General features: G+C 46.5%; 19 protein-coding genes. 6 read left to right on the top strand and 13 right to left on the bottom strand.

Annotated features, from left to right (window positions below; genetic code table 11):
- The first annotated feature begins 252 nt into the window (after positions 1 to 252).
- Positions 253 to 438, top strand: a complete 186-nt coding sequence (locus ACN6MV_RS01515) for a hypothetical protein (RefSeq protein ID WP_339288843.1) — start codon at positions 253 to 255, stop codon at positions 436 to 438.
- A gap of 77 nt (positions 439 to 515) precedes the next feature.
- On the opposite strand, the gene ACN6MV_RS01510 is transcribed toward ACN6MV_RS01515, so the two are convergent.
- The 7 genes from ACN6MV_RS01510 to ACN6MV_RS01480 all read right to left on the bottom strand — a co-directional run bounded on the left by ACN6MV_RS01510 (position 516) and on the right by ACN6MV_RS01480 (position 6651).
- Positions 516 to 965: a hypothetical protein gene (locus tag ACN6MV_RS01510; RefSeq protein ID WP_419885569.1), complete on the bottom strand. Its 450-nt coding sequence runs from the start codon at positions 963 to 965 to the stop codon at positions 516 to 518.
- Positions 966 to 999: 34 nt separating this feature from the next.
- Complete coding sequence (locus tag ACN6MV_RS01505; RefSeq protein WP_375104533.1) at positions 1000 to 1917, bottom strand: ABC transporter ATP-binding protein; 918 nt, start codon at positions 1915 to 1917, stop codon at positions 1000 to 1002.
- Positions 1910 to 2929: an ABC transporter ATP-binding protein gene (locus tag ACN6MV_RS01500; RefSeq protein WP_042123470.1), complete on the bottom strand. Its 1020-nt coding sequence runs from the start codon at positions 2927 to 2929 to the stop codon at positions 1910 to 1912. Before ACN6MV_RS01500 ends, ACN6MV_RS01505 begins: the two co-directional genes overlap by 8 nt.
- A 15-nt stretch (positions 2930 to 2944) precedes the next feature.
- The gene (locus ACN6MV_RS01495; protein ID WP_419885568.1) at positions 2945 to 3790 is read right to left on the bottom strand and encodes an ABC transporter permease; all 846 of its coding nucleotides are present in this window, start codon (positions 3788 to 3790) and stop codon (positions 2945 to 2947) included.
- A gap of 4 nt (positions 3791 to 3794) precedes the next feature.
- Positions 3795 to 4745, bottom strand: coding sequence for an ABC transporter permease (locus tag ACN6MV_RS01490; protein ID WP_042123467.1), 951 nt, complete (start codon positions 4743 to 4745; stop codon positions 3795 to 3797).
- A 70-nt stretch (positions 4746 to 4815) separates the two neighbouring features.
- Positions 4816 to 6432 (bottom strand): ABC transporter substrate-binding protein, encoded by a 1617-nt coding sequence (locus ACN6MV_RS01485; RefSeq protein WP_419885567.1) that lies wholly within the window; start codon positions 6430 to 6432, stop codon positions 4816 to 4818.
- Between the two features lie 87 nt (positions 6433 to 6519).
- A complete protein-coding gene (locus tag ACN6MV_RS01480; RefSeq protein WP_283936234.1) occupies positions 6520 to 6651 on the bottom strand; it encodes a hypothetical protein in 132 nt (43 codons plus the stop codon).
- A 204-nt stretch (positions 6652 to 6855) separates the two neighbouring features.
- On the opposite strand from ACN6MV_RS01480, the gene ACN6MV_RS01475 reads away from it, so the two are divergent.
- Positions 6856 to 8523, top strand: coding sequence for a glycosyltransferase family 2 protein (locus ACN6MV_RS01475; RefSeq protein ID WP_419885566.1), 1668 nt, complete (start codon positions 6856 to 6858; stop codon positions 8521 to 8523).
- A gap of 77 nt (positions 8524 to 8600) precedes the next feature.
- On the opposite strand, the gene clpB is transcribed toward ACN6MV_RS01475, so the two are convergent.
- The 3 genes from clpB to ACN6MV_RS01460 form a co-directional block, all read right to left on the bottom strand.
- Positions 8601 to 11243 (bottom strand): ATP-dependent chaperone ClpB, encoded by a 2643-nt coding sequence (clpB, locus tag ACN6MV_RS01470; protein ID WP_419885565.1) that lies wholly within the window; start codon positions 11241 to 11243, stop codon positions 8601 to 8603.
- 274 nt (positions 11244 to 11517) lie between these two features.
- Positions 11518 to 12525 carry a DnaJ C-terminal domain-containing protein gene (locus ACN6MV_RS01465; protein ID WP_419885564.1) on the bottom strand — a complete coding sequence of 336 codons (1008 nt, stop codon included), beginning with the start codon at positions 12523 to 12525 and terminating at the stop codon, positions 11518 to 11520.
- 180 nt (positions 12526 to 12705) lie between these two features.
- The gene (locus ACN6MV_RS01460) at positions 12706 to 13173 is read right to left on the bottom strand and encodes an Hsp20/alpha crystallin family protein (protein ID WP_042123453.1); all 468 of its coding nucleotides are present in this window, start codon (positions 13171 to 13173) and stop codon (positions 12706 to 12708) included.
- A 453-nt stretch (positions 13174 to 13626) separates the two neighbouring features.
- Here ACN6MV_RS01460 and ACN6MV_RS01455 point away from each other — a divergent pair, with 453 nt between their 5' ends.
- Both ACN6MV_RS01455 and ACN6MV_RS01450 read left to right on the top strand, forming a co-directional pair.
- Entirely contained in the window at positions 13627 to 15270 is a 1644-nt protein-coding gene (locus tag ACN6MV_RS01455; protein WP_042123451.1) for an SWIM zinc finger family protein, read from the top strand.
- Complete coding sequence (locus ACN6MV_RS01450; protein ID WP_419885563.1) at positions 15267 to 18287, top strand: DEAD/DEAH box helicase; 3021 nt, start codon at positions 15267 to 15269, stop codon at positions 18285 to 18287. The genes ACN6MV_RS01455 and ACN6MV_RS01450 overlap by 4 nt, the downstream gene beginning before the upstream one ends.
- Positions 18288 to 18388: 101 nt before the next feature.
- Here ACN6MV_RS01450 and ACN6MV_RS01445 read toward each other — a convergent pair whose 3' ends face one another.
- Positions 18389 to 19183, bottom strand: coding sequence for a hypothetical protein (locus tag ACN6MV_RS01445; RefSeq protein ID WP_419885562.1), 795 nt, complete (start codon positions 19181 to 19183; stop codon positions 18389 to 18391).
- Between the two features lie 545 nt (positions 19184 to 19728).
- Here ACN6MV_RS01445 and hflX point away from each other — a divergent pair.
- Positions 19729 to 20994: a GTPase HflX gene (gene hflX, locus ACN6MV_RS01440; RefSeq protein ID WP_076116436.1), complete on the top strand. Its 1266-nt coding sequence runs from the start codon at positions 19729 to 19731 to the stop codon at positions 20992 to 20994.
- A gap of 87 nt (positions 20995 to 21081) precedes the next feature.
- On the opposite strand, the gene ACN6MV_RS01435 is transcribed toward hflX, so the two are convergent.
- Both ACN6MV_RS01435 and ACN6MV_RS01430 read right to left on the bottom strand, forming a co-directional pair.
- Positions 21082 to 21810: a protein-glutamine gamma-glutamyltransferase gene (locus tag ACN6MV_RS01435; protein ID WP_339288836.1), complete on the bottom strand. Its 729-nt coding sequence runs from the start codon at positions 21808 to 21810 to the stop codon at positions 21082 to 21084.
- 78 nt (positions 21811 to 21888) lie between these two features.
- Entirely contained in the window at positions 21889 to 23148 is a 1260-nt protein-coding gene (locus ACN6MV_RS01430; protein WP_419885561.1) for a PucR family transcriptional regulator, read from the bottom strand.
- A gap of 159 nt (positions 23149 to 23307) precedes the next feature.
- On the opposite strand from ACN6MV_RS01430, the gene ACN6MV_RS01425 reads away from it, so the two are divergent.
- Entirely contained in the window at positions 23308 to 23448 is a 141-nt protein-coding gene (locus ACN6MV_RS01425) for a hypothetical protein (RefSeq protein ID WP_339288833.1), read from the top strand.
- The last annotated feature ends 617 nt before the right edge of the window (positions 23449 to 24065 follow it).

The following is a 24065-nucleotide window of genomic DNA, read 5'->3' as shown; positions in this document are numbered from 1 at the left end:
ATAAAGAAATCTTATTCACTATGTAACTACATATTTGGTGACAGTTCCACCTACTTTTGGTTACATTTTCTTCTTATTTTGTTTCTTATCATAAAAATAGGAGGCGATCCCTAAGTCTCAACTGGCTTAAGGAACACCTCCTTCATATGGAGAGCTATATACTTAATTATGTACATTTATGTGTAATTGTAGACGGTCTAGGACCTTCTCTTATCTGCGAAGTAATTCTCTTCCCCAAGCTCGTCCACAACGATGTTTAATGCTGCTTCCGTCGCCTACCTTTGGACAAACGAAGATAAGCATAAGACGGGCAGCCAAGGCTTCTATGTGGAAGTCTATAGCGATAAAGTACTTATCCGGGGCAGAGATTTTAAAACAGGAACCTGGGTTGACGCTGCGCAATATGAGGTTGCTTATCCAGCGGTAAATGTATATTAAATTTTCACAGAAAAAAAACGATTGTGCACTGGGAGTCCTCCCTCGCAACAATCGTTTTTTTATTGTAGTTATTCAGCTTAGTGTGCAATCGGGGAAATCCGGTAGACTGAAGTGTCTCCATCTGCTGACTTCGTCCCGCTTTCGATCTGCCAACCAAAAGATAATACAGATGCCAGACGTTCCTTCTCAGCCACAGTCAAAGCCGCTTCTACCGCTTCTTTACCCTCTTCAAGCTCCAGCTCTCCCTCTTTACCAAGAGCAACCCATATCCAGCTACGAATGCCGCGGATCGTGTTGTATTTAATCTGATAGCCAGTCTTCACCGCTTGCTCGAACAGTTCTGGCTGCTCCGCTTGCAAAGCGGTCAACTGCTTATAATCAAATTCGTATTCACTCTCGTCAACGGGCAAATCGCCCTCTGCCACTTTACGAAGAATATCCTCATTGGACCAGCCTGAAGAGCGAAGTGACTCTACCAATAACGCATCCCACTGGGATAACTTTACTCGGTTCAAATTCTCTGACATCCTGATTCCTCCCGTACCTGTATATAGATTCTACTTATTCCGTGAAATCATAGGCAACATAATGGCCCGGACTAACTTCCTGCAATGTAGAAGTCTCAGCTCTGCCGTACTCTGCCGAATATCCGTCTAAAATAATTCTTTGATTAGCCCGTCTAGGGTCCGTCTCCAAAATGGAAGACAGCAATGCCTTTGTATAAGGATGAATAGGATTCTCGTACAGTTCATCACTTTCGGCTACCTCTACTAGACGACCGCCATACATCACACCAATCCGGTCCGAAATATGACGTACCATCGACAGATCATGCGCAACAAAGAGGTAGGTCAACCCAAATTCGGACTGCAAATCCTCCAGCATATTCACTACCTGTGCCTGAACAGATACATCCAGCGCTGAAATCGGTTCATCACACACTACAAACTCAGGTTTCACAGATAATGCTCGAGCGATCGAAATCCGTTGACGCTGCCCACCGCTGAATTCATGAGGGAAGCGATAAAGATGCTCTCTTTTTAAACCCACCTTATCCAGTAGTGCCGCAACCGCTTCTACACGTTCGTCGCCTTCGTGGACCCCATGGATTTTCATAGGCTCGCTGATCAGATCAAGTACATTCAGGCTTGGATTAAGGGATGAATAGGGATCTTGAAAGATCGATTGAATGCGTCTGCGAAAAGGTTTTAGCTGCTTCTCTCCAAGCTTGCTAAGCGGCTGCCCGTCAAAAGACACTTCACCGTCGGTATAGTCATATAACCGCAACAAGCAGCGTCCAACCGTGGACTTGCCGCTTCCTGACTCTCCAACCAGTCCAAAGGTCTCCCCTTGACGAATCTGAAAGCTTACACCATCTACCGCCTTAAGCACAGATGTATCGCGCCCCCATATATCCTTACCTTTAGAGAAATGTTTCTTGAGATTATTTACGTCCACTAGAATCTTATTATCACTCAACCGAACCGCTCCCTTCAACACCAGCTACGGCTGGAGTCTCCTGCGCACCGTCTGCCAGCCAGCACATCGAACGATGACCAGGCGATAATTCGATGACCGGAGGACGCTCACTACAGCGGGCAAAAGCATTAGGGCAACGTTCCATAAAAGGACATCCAGAAGGTGGATTCAGCAAATCCGGCGGTGTACCTTCAATAGGAACAAGTCGTTCACGCGACTTACCGTCACGTTTTGGAATCGAGCGAAGCAGACCTTTCGTATAAGGATGCTGCGGGCGGTAAAAAATATCCTCCACCGTGCCTTCCTCCATCACGAGTCCACCATACATAACGATAACCCGTGTACATACCTGAGCTACCACACCCAAGTCATGGGTAATGAGCGCTACAGCGGTACTGGTATTGTTTTTCAACTCTTTAAAAAGATCGAGAATTTGTGCCTGTATCGTTACATCGAGCGCAGTGGTTGGCTCATCTGCAATCAATAACTCTGGCTGGCAAGAAAGAGCCATGGCAATCATGACCCGCTGGCGCATCCCGCCGCTGAACTCATGCGGATATTGCTGCAGCCGCTGTTCAGGATTATTAATACCTACCTGACGCAGGATGCTTGCCGCCTCTTTAAGTGCTTCTTGCTTATTTAAACCGCGATGCCGACGGATGACCTCCGTAAGCTGCTGGCCGATTTTTTTTACAGGATTAAGAGAGGTCATGGGATCCTGAAACACCATTGCTATGCGGTTACCGCGCAGCTTTCTCCACTCTTTTTCCGAAAGGTTCGATAAATTCTCACCACGGAAATTGATATTTCCACCGATAATTTTACCCGGTGGTGTAATCAACGACATAATCGCCTTGGCAGTCACACTCTTCCCACTACCAGATTCACCAACGATTCCTACCGTTTCACCAGCATCTATATGAAAGCTAACGCCGCGAACTGCTTGGTTCTCTCCGTCTCGAGTCTGGAAGGAAACCTTCAAATCCTCAACAGATAATAGCCGTTCCGTCATGATGTCTTCACACTCCTATCTTCGGATCAGCTTCGGTTCAAAGCCTACCCGCAAAATATCGCCTAAAACATTAAAGCTCAGTACCGTTAATAGTATCAGTAATCCAGGGAACAAAGCCAGATATGGCGCTTGAGCGATATATCCCTGCGCATTGTTAAGCATACTGCCCCAAGTGGCATTTGGAGGTTGTACCCCAAACCCAAGGAAACTTAGGGACGACTCCATCATAATTGCCGAAGCGATGTTATTCGTCGCACCTACAATGACAACAGGCACTAGACCCGGAAGAATATGACGCCAAATAATTCCGAAGTTGCTCTGACCGGAGGCTTTTGCATAGAGTACATATTCCCGTTCTTTGATCGTCATCGTCTCCGCCCGAATGACACGGGCGATATTCATCCACATTAATAGTGCAATAATAATGATGATATTCCCTACACTCGGCTTCAAAAATACGCTAAGCAGCAGCAGAACTAAGAAAGATGGAATGGACAGTACTACATCAAGCATCCGCATGAGAAGATTATCAACCCATCCGCCAAAGAATCCGCTGATTACGCCCACCGTCACACCTATGCCTGTAGCAATGATCATTGAAGCAAAGCCAACTAGCAGGGATACCCGGCCGCCATATAATGCGCGGGCAAAATAATCCCGGCCATAGTCATCCGTGCCGAACCAGTGATCGGCTCCCGGCGATTTCAGACGTGCCAGAACATCCATCGCATTCGGATCATGTCCAGATAAAAAGGCAAATATAGAGCCTAGTGTGAAGATGAATAAAGTAATGAGGGCAAGGACGCCCAATTTATTCGTAAATAGCTCATCTCCAACACTTTTCCATTTACTGCGATTCATGAGGTCACCTCGTTAATTTAATTCGTGGGTCCACGAAGCTATATAGAATATCCGCGACCAGATTGCCGATGATCAGCATTAAAGAGGAGAATAGAGTAATTCCCATAATCACGGGGTAATCCATCCCTTTTACTGCAGTCATCCCCAAAGAGCCAATACCCGGCCATGAAAATACCGTTTCTGTTACAATTGCACCTGCCACCAGATCACCCATAGACATCCCGAGCAATGTAATTACAGGAAGCAACACATGCTTCATTACATGACGGAACAAAATCGTTGTCTTGTTAGATCCAAAAGCATATTGAATCTGCACGTACTCTTCTTTTAGCTGTCCAATGGTACTAGAGCGAATGTATCGCACATAACCTGCGAGGAATCCAAAAGCAAGCACAGTACAAGGCAGGATACCATGCTTGAATACATCAAACGCCGATTCCACACCAATCGTTCGCATCCCCATAATAGGAAGCAGGTGCAGCTTAATCGCGAATAAGTACATCAGTAAAATGGCAAGCCAAAACAAAGGCACAGATATTCCAACATAGGATAAGAAATTAATCAGCTTATCCACCCAGCGGTTCCGGTTTGCCCCGGCAATAAGACCGAGTGGAATCGCCAGCAAAACAGCAAGACCGATTGCAGAACCCATTAAACCAGCGGTTGCAGGTAGGCGTTCAAGAATTTGATCCAATACTGGCTGATGATTCACTAGGGAATAACCGAAATTCCCCTGCAGTATTTCTTTAATCCAGATTAAATATTGAATGTAGGCTGGCTTATCCAGCCCAAGGTTATGCCGGATGCGCTCAATATCATCTGCGTGCATATTCGGCGTAACGAAAGATAAGACCGGATCCCCCGGAGCCAGCTTAATCATCGCAAAGCACACAACCGAAACAAAAAATAACATCGGCAGGGTTTGCAGTAATCTTCGGACGATAAGTTGTCTCATACGTTTTATTCTCCCAGTTCTGTATCGGTAAAAAAGTAAGCTGGATAATCCAGCTTACTTTTTCCCGTTTTTATTTAAGGTAGATTTTCGATAAATCTTCAAAAATAACGACAGGCTTCAAGACCGCTTCTTCAAGACCGCCGTAGTTCTTGGAGACAGCTACAATAGTCTTAGTATTAGCAATTGGATAAATCGGTGCATCGTCAGCAATGATCTCTTGGATCTTCTTGTAGATCTCACCACGTTTAGTCACATCTGCTTCTCCTGCACCTTCATTGAACAGCTTATCAACCTCAGCATTATTATAATGCGTGTAGTTGGAGTCAGCAGTAGAAGTATACAAAATTCTGTAAGCATCAGGATCGTAACCCATAATATAACCTGCAATCGCAAGTTCAAAATCTGTTGAGTTCATATCGCTGAACTTCTGACCATATGCCGAGGCATCCATATTTTGCAGTTCAACTTCAGCGCCAATGGCCTTTAGCTTTTGTTGCACGTATAGTGAAATGGCTTCCTGAGCTTTATTACCGCTCGATACAATCAATCTCAATTTCAGATCGCTAACCCCAGCCGATTGCAGAAGCTCTTTCGCTTTTTCCACATCATTATCGAAAGAAGGTACATCATTAGTATAGAACAATGCATCCGGAGTCAAGAATGACTTCGCCGGGTCTGCATACTCGTTAGAGGTATAAGCAGCCTGAATGATTTCATCACGACTTAGTGCTAGAGACAAAGCTTGTCGAACTTCTTTTTTAGCAAGAGCGCCTCTATCGCTGTTCGCATTGAACAACAGGTAGGACAATCGACCTTCACTATAAGGAAGGATTTCGAAATTATTCGAAGCCTCAATCGTACCAACATCCTGTGGATCTAGATATTTAATATTGATCTCACCGTTCTGAAGTGCGAGATTTGCAGCATTCGTATCTTTAGCAATCCGGTATGTTACGGAATCAAGATGTGGCTTGCCGCCGAAGTAGTTATCAAATCTCTCGAGTGTAACATATTCGCCTGGTTTGTATTCTTTAAATTTGAATGGGCCAGATCCGACCGGAGCAGCATTCTTGGTGCTTTTCTCTAGATCCGTCTCATTCTCAAAAATATGCTTTGGAATCGGGAATACTTGCACTAATGTAGCTTCAAAAGCTGGGCTCACTTGTGGAAGCTTGAACTCTACGGTCAGATCATCCACTTTAACGGCTTTAATGGGTTTATCACCGATGAATAAGTTCGCTCTCAACATGCTGTTTTGTTTCTCATCGAGGATGCTATCAATCGTGAACACGACATCGTCAGCAGTAAGCTTTTCTCCGTCATGCCATGTAAGACCATCTTTAAGCTTCAAAGTATAAGTCAGGTTATCTTCTGACAGTGTCAGGCTGTCTGCCAAGTAGAAGGTCTTCTTACCATCATTTACTTGGAACAGTGGAGCATAGAGCGCTTGGTCAATCGTAAGACTGACACGGTCACCCGCATAGTTCGGATTTAGAATAACAGGATCAGCAGCGACCCCAATAATCAAGTTGCCTCCATCTTTTGGCTCAGTACTTGTTGTCGTTCCATCATTAGTAGCAGGTGTTTGATTTGTATTTGTGGAAGTGGCGGTGTTCCCTCCGGAGCACGCACTAATCAAAAATGTTAACAAAATCAAAGTAATAACTCCAGATAATCCTCTACGCATAAGTTTCTCCCCCGTAATCTGTATTCTGCGTTGCTTGTGTTTTTTATATTGTATATCGGAATACTAGGAATTACAATGGATAGCATTTCACATTAATGTAATATTGAGGAAATCGATAATTCTACCACCATTTGCATCATACCAGAACACATCCGCACTAGGATTCATGCCTAATATTCGATTGATTAACTCCTGTACTTTTAGCGGTGATTTACCCATTGCTCTCATCCTCTGCGGTTCATGTTGGCATCTGTATCTAATTATTCGGTTATTGTACAGCAGATTGTTACGAATTAATATATCTAACACTCATTTACTTTACAGAACTTTGAAAAATAAGGATTATTGCCGCTCCCCTGTAAATATATTGAGAATATACGGATACATCCAAGGAAAGAGGGAGCATCCCTCAAGGAGGCGGCAATGACGGAAACCAAGATTCGTGTATTGATCGGCAGTCCGATCCACCAGAAGCCTACGGTTTTAAAAGAATTTCTGAATTCCTTGCTTCGTCTGAATGTAGCCAATATTGAGCTAGATTTTCATCTGATAGATGATAATGATGATGAGGAATCAACCCGACTACTCCAGGAATTCAAAAGCATGGGTGATCATATTTATCTTCAGAGCTCCGGCTTTCATGATGCGTATATTCGCAATGATACTACCCACTTCTGGAGTACCGATTTAGTCTGGAAAGTAGCCAACTTTAAGAATCTCATGATCAACCGTGCCCAGACCCTGAATTATGACTATTTATTTCTGATTGACTCCGATCTCATTCTCCATCCCGACACTCTCAGACATCTCATAGGTACGAACAAGGATATTATTTCAGAGGTATTCTGGACACAGTGGCAGCCAGGAACTATGTTTCAGCCGCAGGTATGGATGCACGACGAATACAATCAATGGGAGTTACTGCCCGGCGAAAAACTGCAACCAGAGGAGATCAATCGCAGATTTCATGAATTCATAGCTAAGATGCGGAATCCCGGAATTTATGAAGTGGGCGGACTCGGGGCTTGTACATTAATTAGTCAGCATGCGATAAAAGCCGGGGTTAGCTACAATCAAATTCGCAACATTTCTTATTGGGGAGAAGACCGCCATTTCTGCATTCGTGCCGCAGCCCTTGGCATTCCCCTGTTTGTCGACACCCATTATCCGGCGCTACACTTGTATAGAGACAGTGATTTGAGCAAAGTTGACGATTTTATCAAAGAAACAACGGAGACCAAAGCTGACTCCACTGATGCAGAGAGCAATTTATCTGCGGATGATGTGCCTATATCGACAGAGCCGACATCCACACCAGACAATCTAACCAATACAGACATTACAGACAATACAGACAATGAAAGTTCCAAGGAAACAATCCCTCTAGCCAAAAAGCGGCCCAAGCTAACCCTCACTATGGTTGTGAAAAATGAAAGTGGACGCTTTCTGCGACAGGTTCTGGAGGAGCATCGCAAATACATCGATGAGGCCGTCATTATTAATGATGGCAGCACGGATAATTCAGCAGCTATCTGTTTGGAAGCCCTTGAAGGCATTCCCGTTCATCTCGTGCACAATACCATATCCAAATTCAGCAATGAAATTGAGCTGCGAAAGCAGCAGTGGGAAGAGGTTCTGAAGACGAATCCTGAGTGGATTCTGAGTCTGGATGCAGACGAAATCTTTGAACCCAGTTTTGCTGCAAATATTGAAACGTTACTGTACGCTGACGAGGTCGATCTATTCTGCTTCCGTCTCTACGATTTATGGAACGCCACCCATTACAGAGAAGATATTTACTGGCGCTCTCATTTGAATTACCGTCCTTTTTTGCTTCGCTATAAAGAAGACTTCAACTATGTATGGAATGAATCCCCACAGCACTGTGGGCGATTTCCGGAAAATATTTTCGAGCTTCCCCACCAGCTAAGCAACTTACGACTCAAGCATTTAGGTTGGTCGAAGGCAGAATTCCGTTTAGAAAAATATCTGCGTTACATGCTCCTTGATCCCGATGGCCAATACGGCTGGAAGGAGCAATACTTGTCCATTCTGGATGAACACCCCCATTTAATACCTTGGGTGGAGTGAGTGTACTAATAAAAAGGGCGTCCACAAAACCTTAACGGCTTTGTGGATGCCTTATATTTTTACATCGTACGAACCTCTTATTCAGCACGCTGTGGTTCATCGCCTACTGGCTTCATGATGGTAACTGTCAGGTCACCGCCAGATTCATCTACTTGAATCACTGAACCTTCTGCAGCTTCGCCAGCAATGATCGCACGGGCCACACGGGTCTCCAAACTACGCTGGATAAAGCGTTTCAGCGGTCTAGCCCCATACACTGGATCAAAACCTTCCTTAGCGATAAAACGTACCGCCGGTTCAGTTAATTGAAGACCAATCTCCCGTTCATCAAGGCGTAAACGCAATCCGTCTACCAGTTTGTCCACGATCTTCTCGATCTCGCCCAGGGTCAAAGGCTTGAACATCACAATATCATCAACCCGGTTCAGAAACTCCGGACGGAAATGTCCACTTAGTTCCTTCATTACTCTGTCCTTAGCCGCCTCCGTAAGCTGGCCCTTCTCATCGGTGCCTTGAATCAGATGTGGTGAGCCGATATTTGAGGTCATGATAATGATCGTGTTCTTGAAGTCGACCATCCGGCCCTGCGAATCGGTCAGCCGCCCATCATCAAGCAGCTGCAGTAGAATATTAAATACATCAGGATGCGCCTTCTCCACTTCATCGAGCAGCACTACTGTATATGGCTGTCGCCGTACCGCTTCTGTTAGTTGGCCGCCCTCCTCATATCCAACATATCCAGGAGGTGCTCCGACCAGACGAGAAACACTGTGCTTCTCCATATACTCCGACATATCAATACGGAACATGCCATCTTCGCGATCAAAGAGCGAGACCGCGAGTGATTTAGCCAGTTCCGTCTTCCCTACGCCAGTCGGGCCGAGGAATAGGAAAGAACCGATCGGCCGATTTGGATCTTTGATCCCAGCTCTTGCCCGAAGTACGGCGTCAGCCACCAAGCTGACAGCTTCATCTTGGCCCACAACTCGTTCATGCAGCGTTTCTTCCAGACGTAGCAGCTTATCCCGTTCGCCTTCAACCAGCCGGCTAACCGGCACACCCGTCCAGCGCGATACAATATCTGCGATTTCCTCCTCGGTTACAGCTTCACGCAATAATCTAGTATCCTGATCCTGCTGAGCCGCTTCTTCAGCCGCTTTCAATTGCCGCTCAAGATCAGGAATAATGCCATAGCTCAGTTCGGCAGATTTATTAAGATCATATTCCTCCTGCGCATCGATCAAATCCTTCCGGGCTTGCTCCAGCCGTTTTTTGAGGTCGCGGATGCCTTGAATCGCTGACTTCTCCTTCTCCCAACGCGCCGTCATCCCAAGCTGCTTCTCCTTAAGATCGGCGAGCTCACGTTGTAAGATTTCCAGACGGCGTTTGCTGGCGTCATCAGTTTCCTTTTTAAGTGCCGCTTCTTCAATCTCCATCTGCATCAGACGACGGGTCACTTCATCCATTTCACCCGGCATAGAGTCAATCTCTGTACGAATCATGGCGCAAGCTTCATCCACTAAGTCGATCGCTTTATCCGGCAAAAAACGATCCGTAATGTAGCGGTTAGACAATACTCCTGCAGCTACGAGGGCGCTGTCATGGATTTTGACTCCATGATGGACTTCGAACCGTTCCTTCAGACCGCGTAGAATGGAGATCGTATCTTCTACATCCGGTTCGCTGACCAGCACCTGTTGGAAACGGCGCTCCAGCGCAGGGTCCTTCTCAATATACTTACGGTATTCATCGAGCGTTGTGGCACCGATACAGTGCAGCTCACCCCGAGCCAGCATCGGCTTCAGCATATTGCCAGCATCCATCGAGCCTTCAGTTTTACCTGCGCCTACAATCGTGTGCAGCTCATCAATAAAAAGAATAATTCGGCCGTTACTTTCACGAACTTCCCTAAGCACCGCCTGCAAGCGTTCCTCGAATTCACCTCGGAACTTCGCGCCTGCTACGAGGGAACTCATATCCAGCGAGAAAATCGTCTTATCCTTCAGACCCTCCGGGACGTCTTTGCGTACAATCCGGTGAGCCAAGCCTTCTACAATTGCCGTTTTCCCTACACCTGGCTCACCGATGAGAACAGGGTTATTCTTCGTTTTACGGGACAGAATTCGGATCACGCGGCGTATTTCTGCGTCACGCCCGATGACTGGATCGATCTTGCCTGCACGAACCTCTGCTACCAGATCACGTCCGTATTTCTCCAGCACCTCATAAGTAGCCTCTGGCTCCCGACTCGTTACACGCTGATGCCCGCGAATCTCCGCAAGTATAGACATCAGCTTCTCGCGTGTTAGGCCACGACTGACAAAAAGATCACGCAGCTCACGATTGTCCCTGCTCGAATCCGACACCATGGCCAGCACAGCATGCTCCACAGAGACAAACTCATCCTGCATCTTCGCCGCTTCCTTCTCCGCCTGCTCCAGCAGATGGATCAGCGATTGCGAGGCATACCGCCGTACCGTGCTTGCTCCTGACCCGCTGATGCTCGGCTTACGCCCAAGCAGTTCATCCGTGCTGCGCAGCATCTCAGCTACGGGAACATTCATCTTTTGCAGCAGTCTTGGCAGCAAGCCTTCTTGCTGCTGAAGTAATGCTTTTAGCAGATGGAGATTATCGATCTCCTGATGTCCGCTGTCTGAAGCAAGCGACTGCGCCGCAGCCACTGCTTCCTGCAGCTTTTGAGTAAGTTTATTGAAATCCATAGCTCTCTCACCTTTCTATTTATGAATGATATATAGGATCGGCCGTTTTGGCCGGTATAAGTTAATTTGGTGCGCCGCATTCGGCGTAATCTGGGGTATTATTGTACCTCTTTTCGCTCATTAAGCCGCATTCAGCACACTTCACCACACTTTAGCCTTCCTTTTTCCCGACACTCCTCACAGGTCTCTTCTATAGTTAGTTTCTAAATCAAGTTACTATCCTACAGCTAGCATTCCATTCACCATATTCACCAACTCTACCTCTACCTATCTATTAATTACCCACTTTAGACTTTTGGCGCTGCGTACCGGTGCTTTGGCGTTTAGCTCTGGCCTCGAATCGGCTGGATTCAGCCAGTTTACGGTACAAGTTCTTTTCCGCTTCGCTGGTTGTCTCAGGAATAATAATCTCAATACCAAATAAAATATCACCATTCGTACCATTTTCACGCTTCAAACCTTTGCCTGGGATGCGCAGCGTTTTGCCGTTCTGAATTCCTGCAGGAATCTTCAACTTCACAGCACCGCCGCCAGGTAGTGGAACCTTTACCTCTCCGCCCAATACCGCTTGCCAAGGAGCAACTTCAACTACGCCGCATAAGTCGCCATTTCGAAGCTCGTAAATATCATGAGGAAGAATATGAAGTGCCAGCAGTATATCGCCGCCTGGAGCTATGCCACTTTGAGCGTTCCCTGCGATTTTTAAAATCGTACCTTCACTAGATCTCGGCGGAACATGAACATCCACAGTTTTATCACCAATCTGTACTCGTACAGTTGCTCCTTTATAAGCCTGCTCCAACGTAATATCCAGCTGCGCCTGCGTCGTACTGTGCGCCTCACCCCATGGATTGCTGCTCGAACGGCCACTACCACTACTAGAAAAGAAATCAAAGCCAGCTCGATCCGCCGAGCCCCGATTCCCAAAAAACATTCCAAACAAATCTTCCTCCGAAATGCCAGAGCCCCCTGTAGAATAAGTTCCGCCGCTCCAGCTTCCACCAAAGTTTGAATCCCACGAAGAGGCCCCGCTCGAAGCACCTCCACCCGCTCTACCACGCTGAGCCCCATAAAGCAGCTCCTCATCGTAAAGCTTTCGTCTCTCCTCATTACCAAGCACTTCATAGGCTTCAGCCGCTTTTTTGAATTTGGCCTCTGCCTCAGGAGCTTTGTTCACATCGGGATGCCACTTCTTGGCGAGCTTTTGATAAGCCTTTTTAATTTCCTGTTTGGTTGCTGTTTTGCTCACACCCAAAGCATCATAATAGTTGTTGTTAGCCACTCGGATTCCTCCTTTCATTGCTTTATTACCTGTAACTTAACTTATCATTCCATTCCGAGAAAAGACGCACCATAGCCGGAATCCTCCACTACAATGCGCCTTTTATTCATAACACTATATCAAAAGCCCGCTGCCAATCTCTAAGATGTTAAGCGGAAACTAATTCCGCCTAAATTATGCTTATTCAGACTGCGAACCGCTAGAATCTCCGTCTTGAATTTCAATGCGTTTTCCTTGCGGCTTTTGCCGTTTTGGAACTTCCAGCTTCAGTAATCCGTCTTTCAAAGACGCGCGGATCTCTTCTTCTGCAATGTCCTGAACATAGAATCTGCGAACATATTCACCATATCGACGTTCTCTGCGTACAATTTGATGATCCTTGTTCTCCTCGGCATTCTCTTCCTTCCGCACCGCTTTAATCGTCAAGTAGGGGCTGGCATAATCAATGTCGATTTCTTCTTTTTTAAAGCCAGGAAGTTCAGCTTCAATCAGGTAAGCCTGGTCACTCTCGCGAATATCCGTTCTAAAGGACATCGTTGAGCTCTTGATCGGAGCAAAAAAATCATCGTTAAAAACATCATTCAAAGACTTAGCCAGCATACCAAAAGCATCATCTCTACGTTTACCAAAAGGAACCAAATCAAACATTATCCATTCTCCTCTCATTGACTTTGACTTTATTTGACCTATGACCTTATTATAGTCCCCTGCCAGAGGAATAACAAAATCGATTTAAGCCAATTTTCGGTCAAATTCAGGCAAATCAGCTGATTTAATGCTACAAATTTAAACATATTTAATGATTTGACCTTTTTTGACCTTTGTTTGATTTACATAAAATCAACCATTACCCCCTATCTAAAAAGAACCGCCTTCGGCGTCCTCTCAGAGATGATAATCGTATCTGCCAAAATATAAGAATCATTGAAACTCTTACGTTCTTATATTTCAAAATGCAGTACGTTTAGTATATGTTTAGAGCTTAGGTTCCATACAAGCCAGCAACTTCGCATTCATTACAACCCCAAAACATCCTACTCAAAAAGAAATGATATAATGAAATTCAAATAACGAACATTTTTATTACGGGGGACCAATTGTATGCAACCAACCTATACTATGGATGATACGCAGTGGAGTAAGCTCATCCAGAATGTCGCCTATTATTTCGATGACCTTACCCTCAAACGGGGGTTCCAATATTATAAGCAAAGCCGGATTCGTTCGTTCACTATGACGGAGCCATCTAAGATCAATGCACTTGTTGAAGGTAGAGAGGATTACCGCGTTACGATTGATCTGGACAGCTTCACTCGGTGTCATTGCAACTGCCCTGTTTCAGGTCATTGCAAGCATATGGCCGCCGTACTGCTCAGTTTTGCCGAACAACAGAATAGATCTGTACAAGTTCTAGCTAACGCCAAGGCTGCGTCCTTTCTCCCAAAAACATCGAGTAGCTCCCCTATCGGAGCAGATGGAAAGCACCAGCAACAGCTAAAAGAGCATGCCAGCCGGATTGCTGAGGGAGGCCTCACGGAGTGGCGAGAGTATTTTGCAATCTGCATTACCCCTCTGGCACATACCACTCGGAATCCTGAATATGTGGATCGTGCGTTATCTTCCATTACTAAATCCAAGCCGAATTTATCTCCGGAATTGGACAAGCTATTCACTCTGCATGCCCATCTTTTTCTTTTAGAAAAGCTAGCTAAGCCTTCCGCCAATCTACCGGGTCAGGTCGCCTTCACTGCATCACTCGGATATTACACGCAAGTAGCGGTCTCTGAGCTACAGGAAGCAATCACACGTCTGTTAAAAAGCACACTCCCGCTGTCTCCCGAGCAAGAGCAGGAATACGATCTGTGGCCGCATATCGTCGAGACCCTCTCCTACTTGCGGCGTGAGATGTTGACGGAGTCGCGCGATCGTTTGCGGGATCAGCCCTCTTTTTCACTTTGCTATGACTTGCTGTGGAGAAACTGGATCTACCCGAATACGGGTGGAACTAAGCTTTATCTAGATGAAATCAAACAGCTTCAGCAAGCAGAAGGTGAATTAGGCGCTTCCCTGTCACGTCATGCATGGCTGTTGGCCCAGAGCCGCATGTATTTTTATCTGAAGAAGGACCCACAAGCTTGGGAATTGCTGAATAAGGCTGCCGAGCGTCCGGGTCTCCATCCCGATGAGCTTATGAGCTTCACCTCTCCACTTCTGGATGCAGGTGAGTGGTCACGCTTGGTGAGTTGGCTTGTTCAGATCGGCCCACTGCTAAGCAGCAGGCTCTATAATTTGAATAACTATTCGAATAGCTGGGAAGAGGCTGTTCGCCACCTTCCTGAAGCTGAACCGCAGATGTGGAATACATTAGCCACTATGCTACCTATCTCTGGCGAAGTATACGAAGAGAAGCTAATTACCTATGAAAAATGGCATATATGGATGGATTATCAACTGTCCATCGGTAAACAGCCTTCTGAATTTCGTGTTACAGACCTCCAGCCTATGGAGAAAAATGCACCCGAAGTTCTACTCCCCTTCTATCATCAGGCCGCTGAAAGATTTGTGCTGGATAAAAATAGACATAGCTACAAGGCAGCTGTGAAACTTTTGAAGCGATTATCCAAGCTGTATAAAAAAATGAAACAAGAAGAACGGTGGGAAGAGTTCCTTATTGCCTTCACTACTAGGCACAGCAGACTTCGCGCGCTGCAAGAGGAGCTTCGGAAAGGAAAGCTAATACCATGAACATGCATTTGCGCACGCTGACCATCCGGCTTGCATTAAGCCAGTATGGCGACGCTTTACTATATGGAATGAATGAAAGAGAAGATCTGGTGCCCGGTTTGCAGCTTAAGCAGCGGCTATTCGCCTGGCATGAGGCGTCTTTTTATGGTACGGAGTTAACGGTTCAACCGGCCGGTGAAGGTGTAGAGCTAGTAATTCTTCCTGCGGAGCAGGTCATCCCCTTCTTTGCAGAGCAGAAGCTGCTGTCGCATATCGAATGGAACTGGGAGGGCGAGGCGGCTCATCTGACTGAACTTGCACCACTTTTGGCTATATGTTTGGAGAACAAACAGTATATTCCCGATATCTCCGCTTACCGCACCGGGAGGTTGCAATGGACTTGGGATGAGGGAGCTCTTGCGCAGGTGGCAGTGGAGAATGACACTGCCAAGGGTGCCCTTGAGGCGCTAAATGGCGGCAGCGAATTTAGCCGCGGGCTACGCGCGGCGTTCTCCGCCGCCGTATCGCAGAGGTACTACAGCACGGAGGCCGCGGCAGGCGACCTCCGAAGCGAGTTCCCGCTTCTATTCGATAGAAGCGGGGCCCTTGCAGCGGGTATGGATACCGCTGCATGGCTTATCGCCATTGGCTGGAAGGCGGATACCGCGCCTTTCCGGCCCGCACTTCAGCTGCTGGAGCCGGAGGGGGATGAATCCCCTTGGCGGCTACAGCTGATCCTCCAGGACAAGCGCGATGAATCCGCGCTTGTTCCCATCAGGCTCGCCGATGATGGCGAGCCGCACGGCTTGTGGCCGACAGCATGGTCGGCCCACGTGCACGAACGCGCCGCGGGATGGCTGGAGCGCCTCCGCGGCAGTCTGCCGCCCGAGCGCTTCGCGGCGGGCGGCGACGTGCTCGCCGAACCGCTCAGCGATGCCATCGCTTGGCGGTTCTTAACCGCCGAGAGCCAGCGGCTGCTGGAAGCAGGCTGGCAGGTGCTGCTGCCGGCGTGGTGGGAAGCCGCCAGCCGAAAAAAACCGCGCCTGCGCGCCAAGATCAGCTCCGGCGAGGACAAACGCAGCGGCGGCGACTCACTCTTCGGCCTTGATTCGATCATCGATTTCGATTGGCGAATCTCCATCGGCGACGTCGACCTCACCGAAGCTGAATTTGCCGAGCTAGTCGCAAAAGGAGAGCGACTCGTGCGCTTCAAAGGCAAATGGGTCTCTCTCGACCCCGCGCTGCTGGCACAAATCCAAAGAGCCATGGCTGGAATGGATAAGTCACAAGGCTTGTCTTTCCAAGATGTGCTTCAGCTTCATTTGCTGCAAGCGAGTGAGGAAGCTGAGGCTGAGGCTACAGAAGAGCAGCTTCAAGAGGATGCGGCGCGCCTGCGGCTCGAGGTAGAGCTTAACGAGCATTTGATCAGCCTCATTGGTCAGCTCGGCCAGCGCTCACAGTGGCCGAAGCCTCCAGTGCCCGCAGGACTCCAGGCAGAGCTACGCACCTATCAACACGAAGGATATGCTTGGCTGACTTTCCTGCGTCAATTCGGCTTGGGGGCTTGTCTAGCCGATGATATGGGGCTTGGCAAGACTGTCCAGCTCATCGCATATTTACTTCATATCAAAGAAAATACCGATCCTGGCTCATCTCGTCGCCAGACCGACCCGCCTGGCTGGCCTGCTCTAATCATCTGCCCTACCTCTGTACTTGGTAACTGGCAGAAGGAATTGCAGCGCTTCGCGCCTTCTCTGAATGTGATGCTTCACTACGGAAGTCGCCGTCTGGACGCAGGATTCTTCTATGGCGCTGCTTCGCAAGCGGACGTGGTACTTACCTCTTATGCGACTGCGGCCCTTGATCAGGAATTGCTGAAGGAATTCACTTGGGCGGCGATTTGCCTCGATGAAGCACAGAACATCAAGAATGCTCAAACGAAGCAGTCGGTAGCTGTGCGCAGCTTCCCGGCTTTACACCGGATTGCGCTAACAGGAACACCTATAGAGAACAGATTATCCGAGCTCTGGTCCATTTATGATTTTATAACCCCAGGTTATCTGGGTACCGCCAAAGCCTTTAACGATCGATTCAGTAATGCCATTGAGAAGGAACGTGACGAGAAGCGTACGGCGGACCTACAGAATCTCGTGAAACCGTTCATGCTTCGCCGCAAGAAAAAGGATCCTAATATCCAGCTCGATCTACCCGATAAAAATGAGATGAAGACCTATGTTCATCTGACAGCTGAACAAGCTGCGCTCTATGATCAGACCGTAAACGGACTGTTGGAACGTATGCAGAAGCTGGAAGGTATCGAGCGCAAAGGCGCCATCCTTGGAGCTTTAACCGGACTTAAACAGCTGTGCGATCACCCGATGCTCGTGACCAAGGAAGCCCTCCCTGAAACCGATTCAGACAACAAGCTGGACACCAGTCAACTCATTAACCGTTCCTCTAAACTCGAAAGACTGCTGGATATGGTGAAGGAGCTACGTGAAGAGGATGAGCGCTGTCTCATCTTTACGCAATATGTAGGGATGGGGAAAATGCTTCAAGCTGTTCTACAGCAGGAGCTGGGAGAGCCTGTCCTTTATTTGAACGGAAGCACCTCCAAACAGGCGCGTGACCGAATGATTGAGCAATTTCAGACGCCCGCCCCTTCTGCGGACGAAAGGGCCAGACGCCCAGAGGTGTCACCGTCTGATCAGCCGAATGTGTTCATCCTTTCACTCAAAGCTGGAGGTGTCGGTCTGAACTTAACCGCAGCCAATCACGTATTCCATTTCGATCGCTGGTGGAATCCAGCCGTTGAGAATCAGGCGACAGACCGTGCTTATCGGATGGGCCAGACACGTGATGTGCAGGTGCATAAATTCATCGCCCTCGGGACGCTCGAAGAAAAGATTGATGAGATGCTGGAGAGTAAGCAGCAGCTAAGTGATAATGTCATCTCCAGCTCCGAAGGCTGGATTACCGAGCTGTCTACTGAAGCTTTGAAAGACCTATTTACATTGCGGCGAGGATTAACAGACTAGACCTACCGCTTGCAACGCTATCAAAAGGAACATTCGCATCTACGCGGATGTTCCTTTTTTCAATCACCCGAATTTACTTTTAGCAGTAGATTATTGAGCGCTCACCATTGCTCAGACATTTTAAAGGTGACTGCAAGATTATCATCACCTGAGAGTGAGTTAACTACCAAAGTCACCGGCTCATGCTGAAGCTCGTAAGAGAGTCGCTCATTAAGCAAATTAACGGCCAAATTTGCATACGCACCAGAGATCCCTGATCCTGTACCTTGCATAATAACCTTTCCACCAGTGACTGAAGTGCAGGTGTAATTCACTAGCAGTGCCGTATCCGTAACAGGAATATCCGTAGTTGGTGTAGGAAAATTCTCGAATGTCCCATCCAGCGTCCCGCCTGCAACGACCATATAACGCACAGGTCTTTTGGACAGAACATCTAAAGCTGCCGGTCTGATTTCAGCCGCAAGACCTTGTGGAATAGTAAAGGCAGGGCTCCTCATAAAGCTGATCGCTGCAAAGTCAGTCGATGTAACGGATACGTTATCACGTATTTCCGAGGTTATACGGCTTACTTGAAACACTTCCAGATTAACATCCGTCCAGACACCGTTAACATCCACAAGAAAAATCTGAATCTTCATTTGCTCCTGTGAATATACAAAATTAAATTGAAATAATTCCTCTACAATAGCGTAGGTCCTGCTTAACGTTTCCCGATATTGCAGCTCAAATAATTCTTCAATAAAGACTGTCTGAGGACTTGCACTATTGGATAAACCCGTTAAATAACAAGCCGCGCCAGCTAATCCATTGTTAACTACTTTAATCACAACATGATCTATTGGACGAGTACCGTCGACAGGTAAATTAATGATGGTGTTTGTTGAGAGGACAGGCAATGTCTTCACACCTCCTATTCATATCAAATTATATATATATGGTATGCAATCACTTTTTATGATTTGCCACCAAATAAAGGATATGGTAAACTCGACTTAACTTTTTATGAACGGAGGGTTACGTGTGATAGACTTTATCCGAGTTAGAACTTTGCGCGGCTAATTGAATAGCGCTAAAGCTCTGCCCATGTGCAGAGGACTCAGGATAGGTCTACCCATTTAACTCCATAGAAGCCAACAAACTAAAACGCCTTCGGCGTCCTTATAAGGACGGTAGCGTTTATGTGAGAATTATAAGGATAAAGTATATCGTGAAACTTATACTTTCTTATAATTTAAACCAACTGCTGCTCGTAAGGGATTAAGTTATCATTTCCCTACGCCCCAGCCGTTGTTTAATTCGATATATCTATGGATGACCCGAATGTGGTAATGGAGATTTCTCCTTACACATTTGTTCTGACGTCCTCTAACGAACCGTAAGCACAGGCAGATGGCCTGTGTTTTTTTGTGTTTACTATTTACTACTGGAGGATGATTAATATATGGAACAACTACGAGAAAAAGCTATTATAGTCGGTGTCCAGCTTCAAAACGAAACAAACTTTGCCTATTCCATGGAGGAGCTGCGCAATTTGGCTGCCGCCTGTGACCTGGAGGTTGTCGGAGAACTTAGTCAAAAGGCAAGTCGGATCAACCCTTCCCACTATATCGGCACAGGCAAAATCCAGGAATTATCAGCGCTTCTGGAAGCGCATGATGCTCCTATTGTTATTTTTAACGATGAGCTGTCCCCATCACAGATTCGCAATTTAGAGTCTTCTTTGGATCGTCAGGTCATTGACCGGACGATTCTAATTCTGAATATTTTCGCAGAAAGAGCGAAGACCAAAGAAGCACAGCTGCAAGTAGAAGTAGCCAAGCTGCAATATATGTTGCCTCGATTAACAGGACTCCGGGAGTCCCTTGGCAGACAAGGCGGTGGTGCTGGGCTGAAGAACAGAGGCGCAGGTGAAACGAAGCTGGAGCTGGATCGCAGAAGAATTGAAGAACGGATTACAGCGTTACAAGTTGAGCTTCAACAGCAAGTGGCAAGACGCCAAATTCAGCGGAAGCAGCGGCATAAGAATGAAGTTCCGGTTGTCTGTCTCGTCGGCTACACGAATACCGGCAAGTCCAGCTTAATGAATGTGATGGTGGAGACGTTCCATCCAGGCTCTAATAAGCAAGTGTTCGCCAAAGATATGTTATTTGCTACGCTGGAGACATCCGTTCGGAGCATTGAGCTACCGGATCACAAAACCTTTTTATTAACGGATACTGTTGGATTCGTCAGCCAGCTTCCCCATCATCTAGTCAAAGCCTTTCGCTCCACGCTTGAAGAGGTGACCGAAGCTGACTTATTGATTCACGTAGTCGATATTTCCGATCCACAGCATCAGCAGCATATGGCCGTCACGGATGAGACATTAAAAGCACTCGGCGCTGATCAGATTCCGACGATCTATGCCTATAATAAGGCTGACCTAACAGACTTGCCTTACCCGCATATTGAAGGGGACAACATCTATCTCTCCGCGAAACAAAATAGTGGAATGGCTGAACTTACTGATCTGATTCGCAGCCATGTTTTTACGGATTATGTTCAGTGTGAAATTCTGATTCCGTTCGATCGCGGCAATGTAGTCTCTTATTTTAACGAGCATGCCCATGTTCAATCCACAAGCTATGAAGAAACAGGCACACGGCTTGCGCTGGAATGCAGAAAATCTGATTTCGAAAAATTCCGCAACGATTTTACAGAGCTTTAGGTTATCGAACACAGCAAATCCCGGACCTTATCGGAGGTCCGGGATTTGTTTGCAGGAAGATTGTTTTTCTTGGTGCTTTCTTAGATTCTAGATTTTATAAATGTAGCTTCGAACCCCTATTCTTGAAAAAACAGTGTATTGGGAGCCTCTATTTTCCGCCATGGGTAAGACAGAATCTGTAGATAATCTCTGTAAATAATTAAAATCAGGATGTATCGATTCATTCGTAAGAAAAGCTGAAACATTACTTCCGGGCACTCTTTCCTCATTAAGAGAGTCTATGATAATTTCTGCAGTGGTTATCCCAATGCCGTGGCCATAAAACAGGTCTTCTTCAAGCTTAACAGCATTCTCACCCTGCCATTCCGGCTTGCTAGGGGCATGATCTGGATTCCTGAAATACACAACATCTCCCCGAAGCATCTGATCCTTATTATAATTCGTAACTAAGCGTAGATTCTCGTCGTAGTTCCAATCCCATAAGAACAAATCCTTAAAATACCTATTAAAAGCTTCTTCACCTATAGCTTCAATTGTCGCCCTGTACATAACAATGACCATCGCTGTCGCGCATTCGAAGGCATATAAATGTCCGTTCCGAAAAATGTCCTTAACCCCAACCGAAGGTGCCACGCCAGCATTCAGCTGAAGTCCTCCGATATCTGTACGCGTCCAAAATTGCGGATTACCGCGTGACTCATCAAATGTTGCAAAATCCGCTCCACTATTATTTAAACCTTCGGCCGAATCCACGATGCTTTCTCTCATTTTCCGTTCAAAGTCAAGGGCATCGGGTGAACGAACTTCCTTCACCATGCTTAGTCCCTCCAATGTTATAGGTTCTAAATATAGGTTATTGTACGTGTTCACTGCCCAGTTGGTGCTTAATTCATTTTATTCCCGTGCCTCAACAAACCACTGATTGAGCTGCCTGGTCTCTTCCGTCAAAATATCCAAATAAATAGAAGTACGGTATCCAGTATCCTTCAAGCTTTTACCTGTAATCTCTGCTATGCGATTTAATCTATACAGCAATGTGTTGGTATGAATATGTAAAAAAGCAGCCGATTCCTTCAGGTTTCCATTGAGCGATAAATAAACGGCGATCGTTTTTAGAAAATCACTTTTATGCTCGCGATCATGCTCTTTAAGCGGATAGAGCAGAGGACTTTTGCGGGTTCGACTGCGCTTTTGCTCCAGCATAGCCGGAATATACGCCCAAAATCCAATATCCTCATACAATAGTAACTCCCGGCCATGAAAAGGCAGCAGCTTCTTGATCTCCAGAATGGATCCCGCTTCCCAATACGCAATAGCCGCCGACATATACTCGGTGTAATCCAGACTACAGCCTGCTGCTAGCATACAGCTCTCACTTTTACGCATATCCTCGATAATTTTATGCATGAACGAAAACAGCCCACCCGTTCCTTCCATGCGAAAGCTGAATGAAAACAATATAATCAACCGTTTGTGCTCCGCCGTCAGAAACAATAATTGCAGCCCCGGATAAGAGGCCATAGTTTGCCGAAACCGAAGTATGAGATGATCATTGATAATTTTGTCACTCTCAAACACGCTAATATAATATTTTTCCGGCAAAAGAATCGACCAAACTTCTGCATCCTGCTTGATATTCGCTTCATTGTCATAGTGGGAGGTAAGCAGCTTCCAGAAAAAATCCTCCTGAGTCTTCTCCTGCTTCGTCTTCCAACCCCGTTGCTTCAATATATAACGACCAACGATGGCCGCCGCTTTCTCTACAATATTCTCCGCGTGCCCTTCAACTAGATTGCCTGCATCCACTACCCATATGTACCCGAGAATTTCCTTCTGATGTTTGATACAAATAGCCAAACGAGGTCCAAGTCCTACTTCCATGACCGCAGGAATTCGGATCGGACGTATAGCATGCTCAAGCTGCTGCATAATCCCCTTCTTGCGCAAGCCAATAATGACAGCGTTAGGTACGCGCTTTCCGATAATGGTTGAAATTCTCGCAGAGTCACTCTCAAATTGATGGGAGCTGTATCCGATCACATGGTGATTGCTATCCTCAATCGTAACTTGAGATTGAAGAGATTCACTAATCGCATCCGCCAACGATTCCATACTATCGAAGAAACGATCAAACAATGGATCCTTATCCGTCACTAGCCCCACCCCTGCCTAAAAAAATAGCCGATCCTTGCATTCTAGAGTGATTTTATTATAGTATGCGTGCTCGTAGCTGACTATAAGATAATGGGATGGGGGCGAGATGGCGGGCCTTGAGATCGCCGGGTGGAGGAGTTACGAGGTTATTAGATTTCCGTGAGAGCGGAGTTGCTGAGTTACGGGTTACGTTGGTTACGTTGGTTACGTTGGTTACAGGGTTGCGGGTTTGCATGGGACGGAGTTGCCAGCTACGTTGATGCGGGTTACGGTGTGACGGAGTGGCGCGACAGCACATAAACCGCTACTTGAGAGAGCCCCTTTAGAGTTTTTAGGGAATTCCTCCCTAAAATTCTGTATTTTAGACTTGGTTTACTACTAATCAGGGAAAAACTCCCTAATATTCAACCGATCAGGTTATTATTGGGCATATTCTTCGTATTTTTAGGGAGAAATTCCCTAATCATAGCGTTTCAAGCTATTTTCGCGTAATTTTTAGGGAGGATTTCCCTAAAAATCATCTTCAACAAATCTCTCACCGTAACAAAAAAACAAATACTAACTAATCAAGCTGTAACTTGCCAAATCAGGCTACGGCATAGCAGAAACTAGCTGTTTTGGATCGAATTCTAACCAACTTCTATGTAGTCTATCCACCTTTATTACCGCTTTAGCAACAACCACTGTACCTAGTCACAGACAATACAATCTAGTTACTTAACAGCTCACCAGCAAAAAACCACCCGGTCTAATCCACCTCTTTACGAGGTAAAACCAACTCCTAAATTGCATCAGCAAACTTCTACCAGATCTCCCCACTTCGAAACAGAAGCTAGCCAGGTGTATTCCCCCAGAAACAACAAACAGCAAACTCCCATAGCGGGAATTCGCTGTCTATTGGTTCCAAAATATTACCA

This window comes from Paenibacillus sp. B-A-8, assembly GCF_048572915.1.
Taxonomy (GTDB): Bacteria; Bacillota; Bacilli; order Paenibacillales; family Paenibacillaceae; genus Paenibacillus_AQ.
Note: the sequence above shows the minus strand (reverse complement) of the source record. Positions and strands in the feature narration are given on the sequence as shown.